General features: G+C 66.2%; 11 protein-coding genes, 1 tRNA gene and 1 pseudogene. 3 read left to right on the top strand and 10 right to left on the bottom strand.

What is annotated here, in order from left to right; translation table 11 throughout:
* Positions 1-133: 133 nt before the first annotated feature.
* From J4G12_01280 to meaB, 8 genes are all read right to left on the bottom strand, one after another.
* Positions 134-280, bottom strand: coding sequence for a hypothetical protein (locus J4G12_01280; protein ID MCE2454437.1), 147 nt, complete (start codon positions 278-280; stop codon positions 134-136).
* Between the two features lie 52 nt (positions 281-332).
* Positions 333-1,115 carry an enoyl-CoA hydratase/isomerase family protein gene (locus tag J4G12_01275; protein ID MCE2454436.1) on the bottom strand — a complete coding sequence of 261 codons (783 nt, stop codon included), beginning with the start codon at positions 1,113-1,115 and terminating at the stop codon, positions 333-335.
* Positions 1,112-1,498, bottom strand: coding sequence for a hypothetical protein (locus J4G12_01270; GenBank protein MCE2454435.1), 387 nt, complete (start codon positions 1,496-1,498; stop codon positions 1,112-1,114). The genes J4G12_01275 and J4G12_01270 overlap by 4 nt, the downstream gene beginning before the upstream one ends.
* 4 nt (positions 1,499-1,502) lie before the next feature.
* Positions 1,503-2,903, bottom strand: a complete 1,401-nt coding sequence (locus tag J4G12_01265; GenBank protein ID MCE2454434.1) for a DUF1446 domain-containing protein — start codon at positions 2,901-2,903, stop codon at positions 1,503-1,505.
* Positions 2,904-2,929: 26 nt separating this feature from the next.
* On the bottom strand, positions 2,930-4,639 hold the full coding sequence (locus J4G12_01260; protein ID MCE2454433.1) for an acyl-CoA carboxylase subunit beta: 1,710 nt from the start codon (positions 4,637-4,639) through the stop codon (positions 2,930-2,932).
* A complete protein-coding gene (locus J4G12_01255; protein ID MCE2454432.1) occupies positions 4,640-5,068 on the bottom strand; it encodes a cobalamin B12-binding domain-containing protein in 429 nt (142 codons plus the stop codon).
* A complete protein-coding gene (locus tag J4G12_01250; protein ID MCE2454431.1) occupies positions 5,065-6,780 on the bottom strand; it encodes a methylmalonyl-CoA mutase in 1,716 nt (571 codons plus the stop codon). Before J4G12_01250 ends, J4G12_01255 begins: the two co-directional genes overlap by 4 nt.
* Positions 6,781-6,859: 79 nt before the next feature.
* Positions 6,860-7,972 carry a methylmalonyl Co-A mutase-associated GTPase MeaB gene (meaB, locus tag J4G12_01245; GenBank protein ID MCE2454430.1) on the bottom strand — a complete coding sequence of 371 codons (1,113 nt, stop codon included), beginning with the start codon at positions 7,970-7,972 and terminating at the stop codon, positions 6,860-6,862.
* A gap of 134 nt (positions 7,973-8,106) precedes the next feature.
* On the opposite strand from meaB, the gene J4G12_01240 reads away from it, so the two are divergent.
* On the top strand, positions 8,107-9,501 hold the full coding sequence (locus tag J4G12_01240; protein ID MCE2454429.1) for a sodium:solute symporter family protein: 1,395 nt from the start codon (positions 8,107-8,109) through the stop codon (positions 9,499-9,501).
* A 178-nt stretch (positions 9,502-9,679) separates the two neighbouring features.
* Here the strand turns inward: J4G12_01240 and J4G12_01235 are convergent.
* Positions 9,680-9,796, bottom strand: a pseudogene (locus tag J4G12_01235) (DNA (cytosine-5-)-methyltransferase).
* Positions 9,797-9,954: 158 nt separating this feature from the next.
* On the opposite strand from J4G12_01235, the gene fbaA reads away from it, so the two are divergent.
* On the top strand, positions 9,955-10,989 hold the full coding sequence (gene fbaA, locus J4G12_01230; GenBank protein MCE2454428.1) for a class II fructose-bisphosphate aldolase: 1,035 nt from the start codon (positions 9,955-9,957) through the stop codon (positions 10,987-10,989).
* Positions 10,990-11,011: 22 nt separating this feature from the next.
* Here fbaA and J4G12_01225 read toward each other — a convergent pair whose 3' ends face one another.
* A complete protein-coding gene (locus tag J4G12_01225) occupies positions 11,012-12,601 on the bottom strand; it encodes a hypothetical protein (protein ID MCE2454427.1) in 1,590 nt (529 codons plus the stop codon).
* An 88-nt stretch (positions 12,602-12,689) separates the two neighbouring features.
* On the opposite strand from J4G12_01225, the gene J4G12_01220 reads away from it, so the two are divergent.
* Positions 12,690-12,762, top strand: a tRNA-Gly gene (locus J4G12_01220).
* Positions 12,763-12,836 lie beyond the last annotated feature (74 nt).

The following is a 12,836-nucleotide window of genomic DNA, read 5'->3' as shown; positions in this document are numbered from 1 at the left end:
TCGCCCGTTGGTTGACTCTATAGTGCCCCCGATTTCCCTGGACAGTATTTTAGCAACCCTTTTCCCTGGACAGTATTTTAGCAACCCTTCTGAGGTCCAGGAAGAGCGGTCGCAGCCCGGCTTCCCAGCTCGGTCATCCCCGCCTTTCGAAAGCTCCCAGAACCATGCCCATCAGGAGTATCCCGATGGCCGCCGGAATCATCCAGTCGAGGTCGAGCAAGAGCCCGAGGAGGGCCAGAGTCGCACCTGCCGCCAGGCTGGCGATGCGCCAACCGAGCAACGGACCAGGCGGTCCCGCACCGGATCTTCTGGGCAGAAACACCGATCCGACCTCAGCGGCGGCGGAAGAAGCGCGCGAGGCCGTCGCGAAGTTCGTCCGACTCCCTGGCTTCGGCGTTCACGTGGGCTCCCAGCGCCATCGCCTCGTCGAAGGAGAGCCCGTCGCTCTCCGCGAGGAGCTTCCTGGTGGCGTTCATCGCTCCCGGAGGGCGCCCGGCCAGATCGCGCAGGTACTCGGCAGCGCCGGAATCGAAGCTTTCCCCGGGGAACACCTTGGTAATGAGGCCGATCTCGGCGGCACGGGCGGCCGACACCGGTTTCCCGGTGGCCACGAGATCGAAGATGCGCGTCTCAGGAAGCTTTCTGCGGAGCATGGCCATCACCAGCGCCGGAACGAAGCCGATGTGCAGCTCGGGGAACCCGAAACGGGCGTCGTCGCTCGCAAGTACGGCGTCGCAGGCGATCGCCAGACCGCATCCGCCGCCCAGTGCTCGCCCGCGCACGGTCGCCACGACGGGCCGGGGATGGTTCCGGATCTGCTTGAAGAGTTCGCCCAGGCGCATGGCGTCCTCAAGACGCTCCTCGCGCGAAAGTTCGCGAGACTCCGCCAGCTCGACGAGGTCGGCGCCGGCCGAAAAATCGCTGCCTTCGCCGCAGATGGCGACTACCCGGCTCTCGGGGTCGCAGGCGGCTTCCCGCAACGCTCCGGCCAGCCCTTCCACCAGACGACGCGAGAGGGCGTTGCGCTTGCGTCCGCGACGGAGCTCGATCCGACGCACCCCGCCATCGACGTCGGCGGCCACCAGGGAGCTGCGCCCGCCCTTTGGCACGTTCAAGGCGACCCCTCCGTTTCCGGACCGACCGGCGCGTAGCCTTTCCCGGCTCGCTCCATCGCGACTTTGTCCGGAACGTCGATCTTCATGCGCAGCAGGGCGTTCGAAAGAACCTTGCCCTGAGAGTCGGTTCTGAGCGAGACCGTGCCGCCTCCGGCCAACGCGTTGCGCACTAGGAAATTGAAGGCCGAGAGGCCGGGAAGCTCGAAGCGTTCCACGTCGCCGATGCCGAACGGAGCGAGATGGTTCTCGACCCGCGACGCCGTCAGCTCTCTCGCCAGCAGATCGTAGTCCTCGGAGCGGTAGGCGATCACCCCGATGTTGGCTGTGTCGCCCTTGTCGCCGGACCGGGCGTGCGCGAGATGGACGAGTCGCAGCTTCGCCATCGGATCAGACCTCGACCACGTCGACGGTGACGAAGGGCTCCACCATGTCGCGGTCGATCAGCGCCGGCCAGAAGGCGATCACCTCCTGGACGCGGGGCCGCCCGCCCAGGTAGCCGGTGGCCGATGGCGGTCCGGTGAGCACGAGCGGCGCGATCTCGCGGCTGAAACGCTCGACGGCGGCGCGGGACTCGGAGCGAACCCCGAACCGAAGTTCGACCTCGGGCAAATCCGGCGGCGGCGGTCCGGAAAGCGGTCCCAGTGCGGAATCCCAGCCCACGAGCTCGGCCCGTGTCTCGTTGAAACCGAGACCGAGCCGGTCCAGACGCCTTCCGAGCAGACGGGCGGCCGCACGGGCCTTCAAGGCCGCGTCGGGCCACGCGTAGGTCATCGTTCCGGTGGCGCGCCAACCGGATGCCACCCCTATCGAGACCTTCAGACGTTCGGGTCGGGACCGACCCCCGGCACCGCGCACCCTCACCCGGTCGGGACCGTCGCTCTCCAGGCTCAAGCCGGTGAAATCGGCGATCACGTCCGGTGTGGCGTATGCCGCAGGGTCACCGATCTCGTACAGGATCTGCTCGGTCACCGTCGCCCGATCGACCCGGCCTCCGCTTCCGACATGCTTGGTGACTGTGATTCCACCGTCGGCCCCTGCCTCGACGATGGGAAAGCCGACCGCAGCGAGATCGGGAATCTCCCACCAGGTGTGCATGCAGTTGCCGCCGGTCGCCTGCGCTCCGCACTCGAGCACGTGGCCGGCGACCGTCGCGGCTCCCAGAAGATCGAAGCGCCGCATGGACCAGCCGAATTCGTGCACGAGGGGAGCCACGGTCAGAGAAGCGTCGGCGACCCGGCCAGTGACCACGACCTTCGCTTTCGAGGCGGCCCCTTCCCTGCTTGCATCCCTTTGGGCGTCCAGCCTAGCGAGCGCCTCGACCACGGGAGCGGCTCCGAGATAGACGTTGGCGCAGCGAACGCGATCGAGCACGGTCGTCAACGGCTCGCCGTTCTCCATGTGCGACAGGGTGTGACCGGAAGAGGTGATCTCTTCGAGCCGATCGGCGATGTCGTCGCCCCGAACCAGCGCTACCCGGGCACGGGTCCCGGCTCTAGCTGCCGCATCGGCGACGGCCCGAGCGCACCCTGCCGGATTGACTCCGCCCGCGTTCGCGATCACGGTGACGCCCCGGCTCGCGCACTCCGGAAAGATTCGCTCCATCAGCGGTACGAAGTCGGTGGCGTACCCCGTGTCCGGATTCCTGTCCTTCATTCGGCGCATGATGGACATCGTCACTTCGGCCAGGTAGTCGAGGGTGAGATAGTCGATGGCGCCTCCCTCGATCTGGCGGACCGGGGCCTCGCGGTCGTCGCCCCAGAATCCTTGCCCGTTCGCCACTCTCACCACGCGGCGAAGCTCTTTGTGCGACGGATTCACGCCCGACCGCCTCCGTCCGAATCGCGGACCTCGTCAAGCTCGCGGTCCCCACCGAATCCACCCTCACCGAACCCGCCGTCCCCACCGAATCCATCGGCTCCGAGATACCTGATACCCAACTCCTCCGGCGTCCGACGCTCCCTTTTTCCTCGCGTCGCGTCCAGCAGAAGCGCCAGGTAAGGTCGAAGCTCCTCGGGCAGGACGATGGCGTCCACGAAGCCGCGCGCGGCGGCGAAGCGGGCGTCGAGCTGCCTGTCGTATTCGGCCCTGACCGCTTCGTCCCGCACCTCTTCCCTCTCCCTCAGAGTGGCCAGTTGCGACTCGAAGAGGCCGGCCACGGCGCTTGCCCCCTCCATCACCCCCATGCGTCCCCCCGGAAGCGAGAGGATGAAATCCGGATCGAACCCCTGCCCTGCCATCGCGTAATATCCGGCTCCAGATGCGTGGTTGAGCGTCACGACGATGCGCGGTACCTTCGCGGTGGCCATCGCCTCGACGAAGTCGGCGCCCGCACGGATGATCCCGGAACGTTCGGCCTCGGGACCGACCATGAACCCGGATACGTCCTGGATGAAGAGGAGCGGTATGGATTGTCGATCCATGATGTCGATGAAGCGGGCCGCCTTGCGCGCGCTCTCGGTGTAGATGATCCCGCCCAGCGTCGGCGGTCCGTCGCCACCCGGCCTCGGGAAGATGCCGCGAGCGTTCGCGAGGACTCCCACCCTTCTTCCCGCAACGGTCGCCCGAGCGCAGATGAGTTCCGGAGCGTGGCCCTCCTGAAATTGACGGAGAGAGTTCGCGTCGACGATGCAGGCGAGCGCCTCCCGGGCGTCGTAGGGGTGACGATGGTCGTCAGGCAGCAGCTCGTAGAGATCCGCAGCGGGTCTCACCGCCGACGCGGTGGCTTTCTTGGCATCCGGGGCGGGTGCCGACGCCACAGCCTTGAGCTGATCCCTGATCTCCTCCACGCAGGTCTCGTCGTCGGGCGCCGTGCGGTGCGCCACGCCGCTGATCTCGACATGTAGACGAGCGCCGCCGAGCTCTTCGGCGTCGACATTCCGTCCCGTGGCTCCCTTGACCAGGTTGGGGCCTCCCAGCCCCATGAACGAGCTGCCTTCGACCATGATGATCAGGTCGGAGAGCGCCGGCAGGTAGGCCCCTCCCGCAATGCAGGGTCCCATCACGGCCGCGATCTGGGGAATGCGGAGCCAGCGGCGCATAATGGAGCAGTTGCGGAATATGCGCGCCGCGCCGTAACGCCCCGGGAAGACCCCGCTCTGATAAGGAAGATTGACCCCGGCCGAGTCCACCAGATAGACGATGGGGAGGCCGCATCCCATCGCCGCTTCCTGGGCCCTGAGCATCTTGGTGATCGTTTCCGGCCACCAGGAGCCCGCCTTGACGGTGGCATCGTTGGCCACCACCACGACGGGGCGCCCGTGGACACGTCCCACTCCCGTCACGACCCCTGCGGACGGGGCTCCCCCTTCATAAAGGTCGTACCCGAGCAGAAGGCCGATCTCGAACCAGTCTTCGCCCTCGTCGAAGAGGAGCCGGACGCGTTCGCGGGCCGTCAGTTTACCTTTGGAGTGTTGACGCTCCACACGTCGGGCGCCTCCGCCTCGGTAGAGCTGCTCGCGAAGCTCGAGGAGTTCGTCCGCGAGTATGCGCTGGCGTCCGCGGGCGGCCTGCTGGTCGCCGTCCACTCAGGCGGCCGTTTCTTCGAACCAGCCGCGTACGTACTCGATAGCGTCTCGCGTCGAGGTTCCTGGTCCGAAGATGCGTCCTATCCCTCTCTCCCGCAATGCCTTGGCGTCTTCCTCCGGAATGATGCCTCCGCCGGTGATGAGCACATGTTCCCCTCCCTGCTCCCGGAGCAGCTCCTGCACCTTGGGGAAGAGCGTCATGTGGGCGCCGGAGAGTATGGAGAGGGCGACCACGTCGACGTCCTCCTGAACGGCGGCGGCCGCTATCATCTCCGGAGTCTGATGGAGACCCGTGTAGATCACCTCGAATCCGGCGTCGCGGAAGGCGCTTGCGATCACCTTCGCGCCCCGGTCGTGGCCGTCGAGCCCAGGCTTCCCGACGAGGATTCTGATTCTGCGTCCGGGGACGCCGGCCGGTCCCGCGCTCAAAAGAAAACCGGCTCCCGGTAAGCTCCGAAGACCGTCTCCATCGCATTCCTTATCTCGAAGAGCGTGCAGTCGGCTCGCGCACAGTCGATGAGGCGCGGGATGAGATTCTCCGAACCGGCTGCCGTCCCACGCAGCGCTTCGATCGAGCTCTCGGCCCTGGCCGCATCCCTCGCGGCTCTCAGCTCCCGCAGGCGTTCCACTCGACGCTCCTCCACGCTCGGATCGATCCGCAACGTGTCGATCTCGATCTCCTCCGAACCGCCGGTGAAGGCGTTGACGCCGACCACGATCCGTTCCCCGCTCTCGATCTCGCCTTGCTGGCGAGCCGCCGATGCGGCGATCTCCCTCTGGAACCATCCGCTCTCGATGGCGGGCACCACTCCACCGGCATCCTCGATCTCCTCGAAGTACTCCTCCGCATCCCGTTCCAGCTCGTCGGTGAGCGCCTCGACGAAATAGGATCCGGCCAGCGGGTCGATGGAGTTCGCGACGCCGGACTCGTGAGCGAGTATCTGCTGCGTGCGCAACGCTATGCGTACCGCCTTCCTCGTCGGGAGAGCGAGCGTCTCGTCCATGGAGTTCGTGTGCAGCGACTGCGTGCCGCCGAGGACCGCGGCGAGCGCCTGGTAGGCCACTCGCACGACGTTGTTTTCGGGTTGCTGCGCGGTCAGGGTGACCCCTGCGGTCTGCGCATGCGTGCGCAGTCTCCAGGAGAGTGGATCCCGAGCGCCGTAGCGATGGCGGAGATGCCTGGCCCAGATACGGCGGGCGGCCCGGAACTTGGCGACCTCCTCGAAGAGGTTGTTGTGCACGTCCAAAAAGAAGGAAAGCCGCGGCGCGAAGGCGTCGACCGCAAGACCGCGTCTCCGACCCCGTTCCACGTACTCGAAGCCGTTCGCGAGTGTGAAGGCGAGCTCCTGTGCGGCGGTGGCGCCGGCTTCTCTGATGTGGTAGCCGGAGATGGAGACGGGGTTGTACTTCGGAGTGTTGGTCGAACACCACTCCAGCATGTCGACGATGATGCGCAGGGCGGGCTCGGGCGGATAGACCCACGCATGTTGAGCCTGATACTCCTTCAGGATGTCGTTCTGCACCGTGCCGCGCAGCAGCGCCGCATCGACGCCCTGGCGCTCGGCGGCGACCACGTAGAAGGCGAAGAGTATCGCGGCAGGTCCGTTGATGGTCATGGAGACCGACACGCGGTCGAGCGGTATGCCCTTGAAGAGACGTTCCATGTCGGCTGCGGAAGAGATCGCCACGCCGCACACGCCGACCTCTCCGAGCGAACGCGGGTGGTCGGAGTCGTAGCCCATCAGCGTCGGGAAATCGAAGGCGACCGAAAGACCGGTCTGACCCTGTTCGAGGAGATAGCGATAGCGCGCGTTGGTTTCCTCGGCGGTGGCGAAACCGGCGAACTGGCGCATGGTCCACAGCCTGGTCCGGTACATGCTCGTGTAAGGACCCCGCGTGAACGGATACTCGCCGGGAAGGCCGACATCGGAAAGGTAGGAACCGCCGGAGTCGAAAGGCGTCGCCAGCGGCGGCACCTCCTTCCCCGCCGAGTCGACGAGGTGCGGACGCTTGGGAAGCTCTCCGTAGGCGGCCTCCCAGGCGCCCAGGCGAGCGCGAAGATCGGCGATCTCCGTTTCCTTGCTTTCCAGGACCCGGATCAGGCTCTCGGAGGTGCCGGGCGCAGTGCTGGTGTTGGACATGTGGTTGCGAATCAGGAGTGGGTCACCGTGTGCGTGCTACCCCGTCGCTCGGGCTCCGGTTCGATTCGGTGAACGAGCGTCAGAGTCGAAGCAGGCGGTCGGTGATCTCACGCGCGACGTCGTAGGGCGTCACGCGACCGGCCGCGATCTCTCCAACCTGGCTCTCGATGAGCTCTTCGGCCCATCCGGCACCCTTAAGTCTTCCGATCAGCTCGCGCTCGGCGATGTCGCGCACCCGGCTTCCCGCGCGCAGTTCTCGCCGCCTGCGCAGTTCGCCAGAACTCTCCAGCCACTCCCGATGTCGGGTGATCGTGGCGAGCAGTTCGGGAACGCCCTCCCGCCGGTGGGCGACGGTCGGAAGCACCGGGACCCTCCACTTCGTCTCGTCCTTTCTCGGAGATTTGCGGGCGGGGCGTCGGGATGCGGGCGCATCAGGCTCCAAGCCGGATCGGTCGCCCCCTTCCGTCGCCTCGTTTCGGCGGACCCGCACCGACGTCAGGTCGACTCCGTGATGACCGGCGGCCGGTCTGGTCACCACCTCCTCGCGCAGTCTGAGGGCCTGCCTGAGATCGCGGGCCAACCGATCGGCCCCCGGGCGGTCGGCCTTGTTGACTACGAAGATATCCGCTATCTCCATCAGACCCGCCTTCATGGCCTGCACCGAGTCTCCGGATTCCGGCACCAGCACCACCACCACGGTATCGGCCGCGCTCACAATTTCCAGCTCGGTCTGCCCCACGCCCACGGTCTCGACGAGTATCCGCTCGAAGCCGAAGGCGTCGATGAGATCGAGAGCTTCGCGGGTTGCGCCTGCCAGCCCTCCCAAGGAACCTCGAGTCGCCATCGAGCGAATGAAGACACCGGGGTCGGTCGCGAGATCGTTCATGCGAATTCGGTCGCCGAGCAGCGCTCCGCCGGAGTACGGGGAGGTCGGATCGACGGCCACCACCCCGACCCGCTCATCGTCGGAACGGTAGGTTTCGGTCGCGGCTGTCAGGAGGCTGGACTTGCCGGCTCCGGGCGGACCCGTGAAGCCGGTTCGACGGGCTGCGGGAGGACCACCGAGCAACTCTCGCGCGAGGGTGTCGTATCCCTTTCGCTCGTCCTCGATTATCGATATGGCTCGTGCAAGAGCGCCTATGCGTCCGGCTCGGAAGTTTCGGACCAGGCTGTCGAGATGGGATCCGGGCACGAGCGAGGTCCTGGTGGCTTGGCCCGGGTGGCCCGGGCGTCTGAACGAGGCGGACGAGGACGCCGGAAGGCGTCGAACTCCGCCGGCACGCGAAAGATAGTAACGACCCGAACCTGTCCGGGGTACTCTTCACCATGACGGTCAATCTTCAGCTCCTTGCCATCCTCGCCTACTCTCTGGCCCTCGCAGGCCTGGGCATTTGGCTGGCCAGGCGCGTACGCGACGCGTCCGGCTTTTTCGTGGCCGGGAGGCGGCTTGGCGCCGGGCTTACCTTTTCGACCTTCCTTGCGGCCAACATCGGCGCCGGTTCGGTGATCGCGGCGTCCGGCCTCGCCTACCGGGAAGGGCTTTCGGCCTGGTGGTGGGTCGGCTCCGCAGGGATCGGATCCATGCTCCTCGGCCTATGGATCGGCCCACGCATCTGGGAGATCGCCAAACGGGAAGGGCTGCTTACCACGGGCGATTTTCTCGAATACCGCTACGGTCAGTCGGTACGGACGGCGGTGGCGGTGATTTTATGGTTCGCCGGTCTCGCCGCGCTCGCCGCTCAACTCGTCGCCATGTCGCAGATCCTGACCTGGGTGCTGGGAGCGCCGACCTGGCTGGGAGCGGCCTTGGGCGGAGCTCTCGTCGTCACCTATTTCGCGACCGGAGGCCTCTTGGCCAGCGCGTGGGTGAACATGGTCCAGCTCGTCGTTCTTCTGGGAGGCATGGCGGTTCTGGTGCCCGTGGCGATGGTGCGCGCCGGCGGCTGGGATAAGGTCGTGGGCTCGGAGCTCGCCCACGGGCTTCCCGGCTTCCTCAATGGAGAGGGATCCGGGTGGGTGCTCGCAGCTCTGCTGGTGCCGGCCTTCATGGTGTCGCCGGGGCTGCTGCAAAAGGCGTTCGGGGCTCGCGACAAGCGCTCGCTACGTTTGGGGATCGTTCTTCAGGGCGTCGTGCTTCTCTTGTTCGCCTGCGTTCCGGTGGCGCTGGGGCTGCTCGCCCGGGTCCACGACCCCTCGCTTGCGGGAAGCGCCGAACTGGCTGTGCCCACGGTGCTCACCTACGGCGTTCCGGCCGCAGTCGGAGCGCTCGCGCTCGCGGCGGTGTTTTCGGCCGAAGTGTCGTCGGCGGACGCGGTCCTCTTCATGCTGACCACCTCGCTTTCGAAGGACCTCTACAAGCGCCATCTCCGTCCCGAGGCCTCCGATAGGGATCTTCTCCGGGTGGCGCGCTTCACTGCGGCGATCGCCGGAGCGGGAGCGGTGCTGCTCGCCATTGCCAATCCCAGCGTGGTCGGTCAGCTCACCCTTTTCTACTCGATCCTGTCTGTCAGCCTGTTCGTGCCTGTGCTTGCAGGGATCTATCGATCTCGATTCGGGACGCTCGAAGCGCTCGCGACCATAGCCTTCGGAGTCGCCGTGCTCTTCATCGTCCGGTTGAGCGACCTCGGGGACGCCCATCGGCTGCTTGATCCGGCGCTCCTCGGGATAGCCGGATCGGCTTTGGCCGGGGCGCTGGCCCTCGGGGTCCGGAGGCTAAGGTAAGACCCTGCGGACCCGGGACCGGGCCAGGCTGGACCAGTGGCTCGAATCAGGCCGTTTCGCGAGCTTCTCAGGGCTCCTGCCCATCAGTTCTTTGACCAAGCTGGCAGTCGGGTTACGATAGTCGAGCGGGTCGTAGGACCGGGGTTCAGGCATGGAAGGGCACAAGTCTGGAGAACGCAATCATGTTCTCACCGCCCGGGACGCCGTGGACTCCCGGCTTGAGCGTCTTGACTGGCATGTCCAGCGGACTCCCGGTGTGCCCGGGGTACGCGCGGGCCCCAAGCTGAAGCCTGTGGAAGAGAGCGTCCGGCTCTCACCGTGGGATCGCTTGCTCGAACATGCACACCGGTACGGTACCGGGACATCCTATTATTATCCCAACCATCCCCTCCAGCGATACGTTGCCGCGTCCCAAGGGAACCGCCGCGCCATCCCTCCCTTCCCCACCGAGCCATGCCCATAGCCACGCCCCGCGAGTTCGCCGCGATGCTCGATGCCGCGCAGGACGGCGATTACGCGTATCCTGCAGTCAACGTGACCTCCATCGTCACGCTGAACGCCGCCATGAAGGGTTTCAGCGACTCGCGTTCGGACGGCATCATCCAGTTCTCGACCGGAGCCGGGCAGTTCGCGGCGGGGCTTGAAACGGCGGATGCGGCCCACGGCTGCATCGTGCTCGCCGAGGCCGCTCATCGCCTGGCGGAGCGTTACGACGTGCTCTTCGCCCTCAACACCGACCATTGCCAGCCGCAGAAGGCCGCCGAATTCCTGAAGCCGCTCATTCGCGCGACCGCCGAGCGACGGGCGCGGGGAGAGGGCAATCTCTTCCAGAACCACATGCTCGACGCATCCGCGCTCAGGCTCGAAGAGAACATCGAAATTTCGAGGGAATATCTTGCGTTGGCCGCCGAACACGAGATCATCCTCGAGGTGGAGGCCGGCGTGGTAGGTGGCGAGGAGGACGGCGCTGCAGGATCGGAGGATACTCCGGAGGAACACCTCTACACGACACCGGAGGACATGCTGGCGGTATACGAAGGGCTCCGGGAGATCGGACGCTTCACCTTCGCCGCCACCTTCGGCAACGTGCACGGCCACTACAAGCCGGGAGCGGTCAAGCTCCGCCCCGAGATTCTCCGCAACGGCCAGGAGGCGGTGATCTCCCGGTACGGCGAGGAGGCGCGCATGGATCTCGTCTTCCACGGAGGAAGTGGCAGCTCCCGGGAAGAAATTCGCGAGACGCTGGGTTACGGCGTGGTCAAGATGAATATCGACACCGACACTCAGTACGCCTTCACCCGACCCATCGCCGACCACATGATGACGGGTTACGAGGGTGTGCTCAAGATCGACGGCGAGGTCGGCAACAAGAAGCTCTACGATCCGCGCTCCTATCTCAAGAAGGCGGAAGCGTCGATGGCGGCGCGCGTCAGCGAGGGATGCGAAGACCTGCTCAGCGCCGGTCGGTCGATCTTCGAGCGGACGTAACCGCCTGCGGAATCGCGGCCCGCTACATCCTCCGGAATAGGCGAATTCCCACTTCGAGCGAGCTCGCGACCGGAACCTGTCCCCCGGAACCGGCCACCGGGAAGAGCCAGCGGATGTTCACCTCGAATGGAGATGACATCCTCGCTCCGAGAGGGTCGGTCGTGGAGTAGCGTATTCCCAGACCGGCGCGATGCCACGTCGCACCGCTCTCCAGCTCCAGGGCGGCAGGATCAGGGGCGCCGGATTCCGCAACGTCGAGAACGAAGCGGTCCCGGCTCTTTGCGAACAGGCGGTACGCTCCCACCACCGAGAGCTCGTCGGTCACCGTCCATGCGGGTTCCGCGTCCACGCCAAGGTACGACCCCGGATGCCAGGTCGCCGAGCTCAGGGTGGAAAGCGGTGCAAAGATGTCGTCGGGCGACGCGATCCTCAATTCCCGCACCAGCGGCTGCTGGACGCCGTACCTGGCACCGATCCGCACGCCGGCGAAGCTGCGCCACCTGAAGGCGCCGACGACCCTCGCCTCGATGTCGATCTGGCCGTCGCCCGTTCCCAGGTCGAAGAGCCGGTCGGGCGCGTCCGGGGCGCCGGTGCCGAAACGGCCCGTGATTCCGGCGGTCACGTGGTAGGCTGCGGTCGGAGCGGTCGGGTCCCCCGTAGTCCCCTCCAGAACTCTCGCCAGGAGGCTCGCTTCCACATCCCCCAGTTTCCACTCCCCGTCGATCGGCGCGATCGGCTCGGCGCCGATGAAGGTCTGCGAGGGCAGTTCGGTGATCGCGGAAGCGGTGAACCAGTCCGTGGCGAAGACCATCGACGGCAGATTCCGTACGCCGGCCACGGCCAGGTCGGCTTCCAGCCGGGCAAGCGCGGCCGCCAGGGAATCGGCCACCGCAGTCCCCTCCATCGGAAACACGAACGAGCTCGTGTAGGCGCCTCGCGCAGAACTCTCGAACGAGGCGATCCTGGCGCTGAGCGCCTGCGCGTCCCGACAGACGTTCGAGCCGGGATCGGACGAGCACCGGCCGGTCGCGTAGTTTCCGGCGGCCGCGGTCGCGGCGGCGAGTCCGTCGAGGAGGCGCGCCACCTCCCCTGCGTTTTGGAGGAGCGGATTCACGCCGAGATTGGCATCCTCCCCTGTCCACAGGGAGTTCTCGAAGGCCATGCGGGTCTTGACCAGAGGTAGGTTCACGCCCACCGTCAGCCAGTCGAAGACTCCGTAATGAGCTCCGATGTCGACCCTCGTGATATCCTGATGGAGCGCGGCGTCCGACGAACCCGCCGAACCAAGGAAATCCGGATCGTCGATCAGAGCCCGGATATGGTTCTCCATGTCCGTGAAACCCGGGAAGATTGCGCCCCTCTCGTCGATGAGGACGTCGCCCAGGGATTCGACCGCGCGGGTCTCGACGCCGTCCTCGATCTTGAGGCCGTAACGGGAATCCCACGAAGTGAACGACGGCAGGGCTCCCAGGCGCAGGTAGCCGCGGGGCGCCAGAGTCTCGTCGAGCAGCCGGGTCGCCGTCTGAGCCGTCAGGCGTCCGGACCCGAGATGCGTCCAGCTCGACGCCGAAGCCGCGACCAGGGCGGTGAGGAGGAGTAGTTTCGCACGCATGGCCTGAAAGATACTGGGAATGGCTGGGTTGGCGTCCCCGGCCCACGCCCTTGACACCAAATCGCCCTCTCGGTAAGATTCCTTTCCTGCGGGAATAGCTCAGTTGGTAGAGCACAACCTTGCCAAGGTTGGGGTCGCCGGTTCGAGTCCGGTTTCCCGCTTGTTGGAGCGAGTCGCACTGTCCGAGCCCATCGTGATTTTCGCCGATGACCGGCAGGGCAGACCGCCGACCCTC

It is taken from the genome of Gemmatimonadota bacterium, from assembly GCA_021295815.1.
Lineage (GTDB): Bacteria > Gemmatimonadota > Gemmatimonadetes > Longimicrobiales > Gaopeijiaceae > JAGWBQ01.
This window is presented reverse-complemented; position numbering and strand designations above follow the sequence as displayed.

What these genes read in the sequence shown, in the direction of transcription:
- J4G12_01225 (MCE2454427.1), bottom strand. Translation starts at nt 12,601, where the DNA reads ATGCGTGCGAAACTACTCCTCCTCACCGCCCTGGTCGCGGCTTCGGCG.
- J4G12_01270 (MCE2454435.1), bottom strand. Translation starts at nt 1,498, where the DNA reads ATGGCGAAGCTGCGACTCGTCCATCTCGCGCACGCCCGGTCCGGCGAC.
- J4G12_01240 (MCE2454429.1), top strand. Translation starts at nt 8,107, where the DNA reads ATGACGGTCAATCTTCAGCTCCTTGCCATCCTCGCCTACTCTCTGGCC.
- J4G12_01250 (MCE2454431.1), bottom strand. Translation starts at nt 6,780, where the DNA reads ATGTCCAACACCAGCACTGCGCCCGGCACCTCCGAGAGCCTGATCCGG.
- fbaA (MCE2454428.1), top strand. Translation starts at nt 9,955, where the DNA reads ATGCCCATAGCCACGCCCCGCGAGTTCGCCGCGATGCTCGATGCCGCG.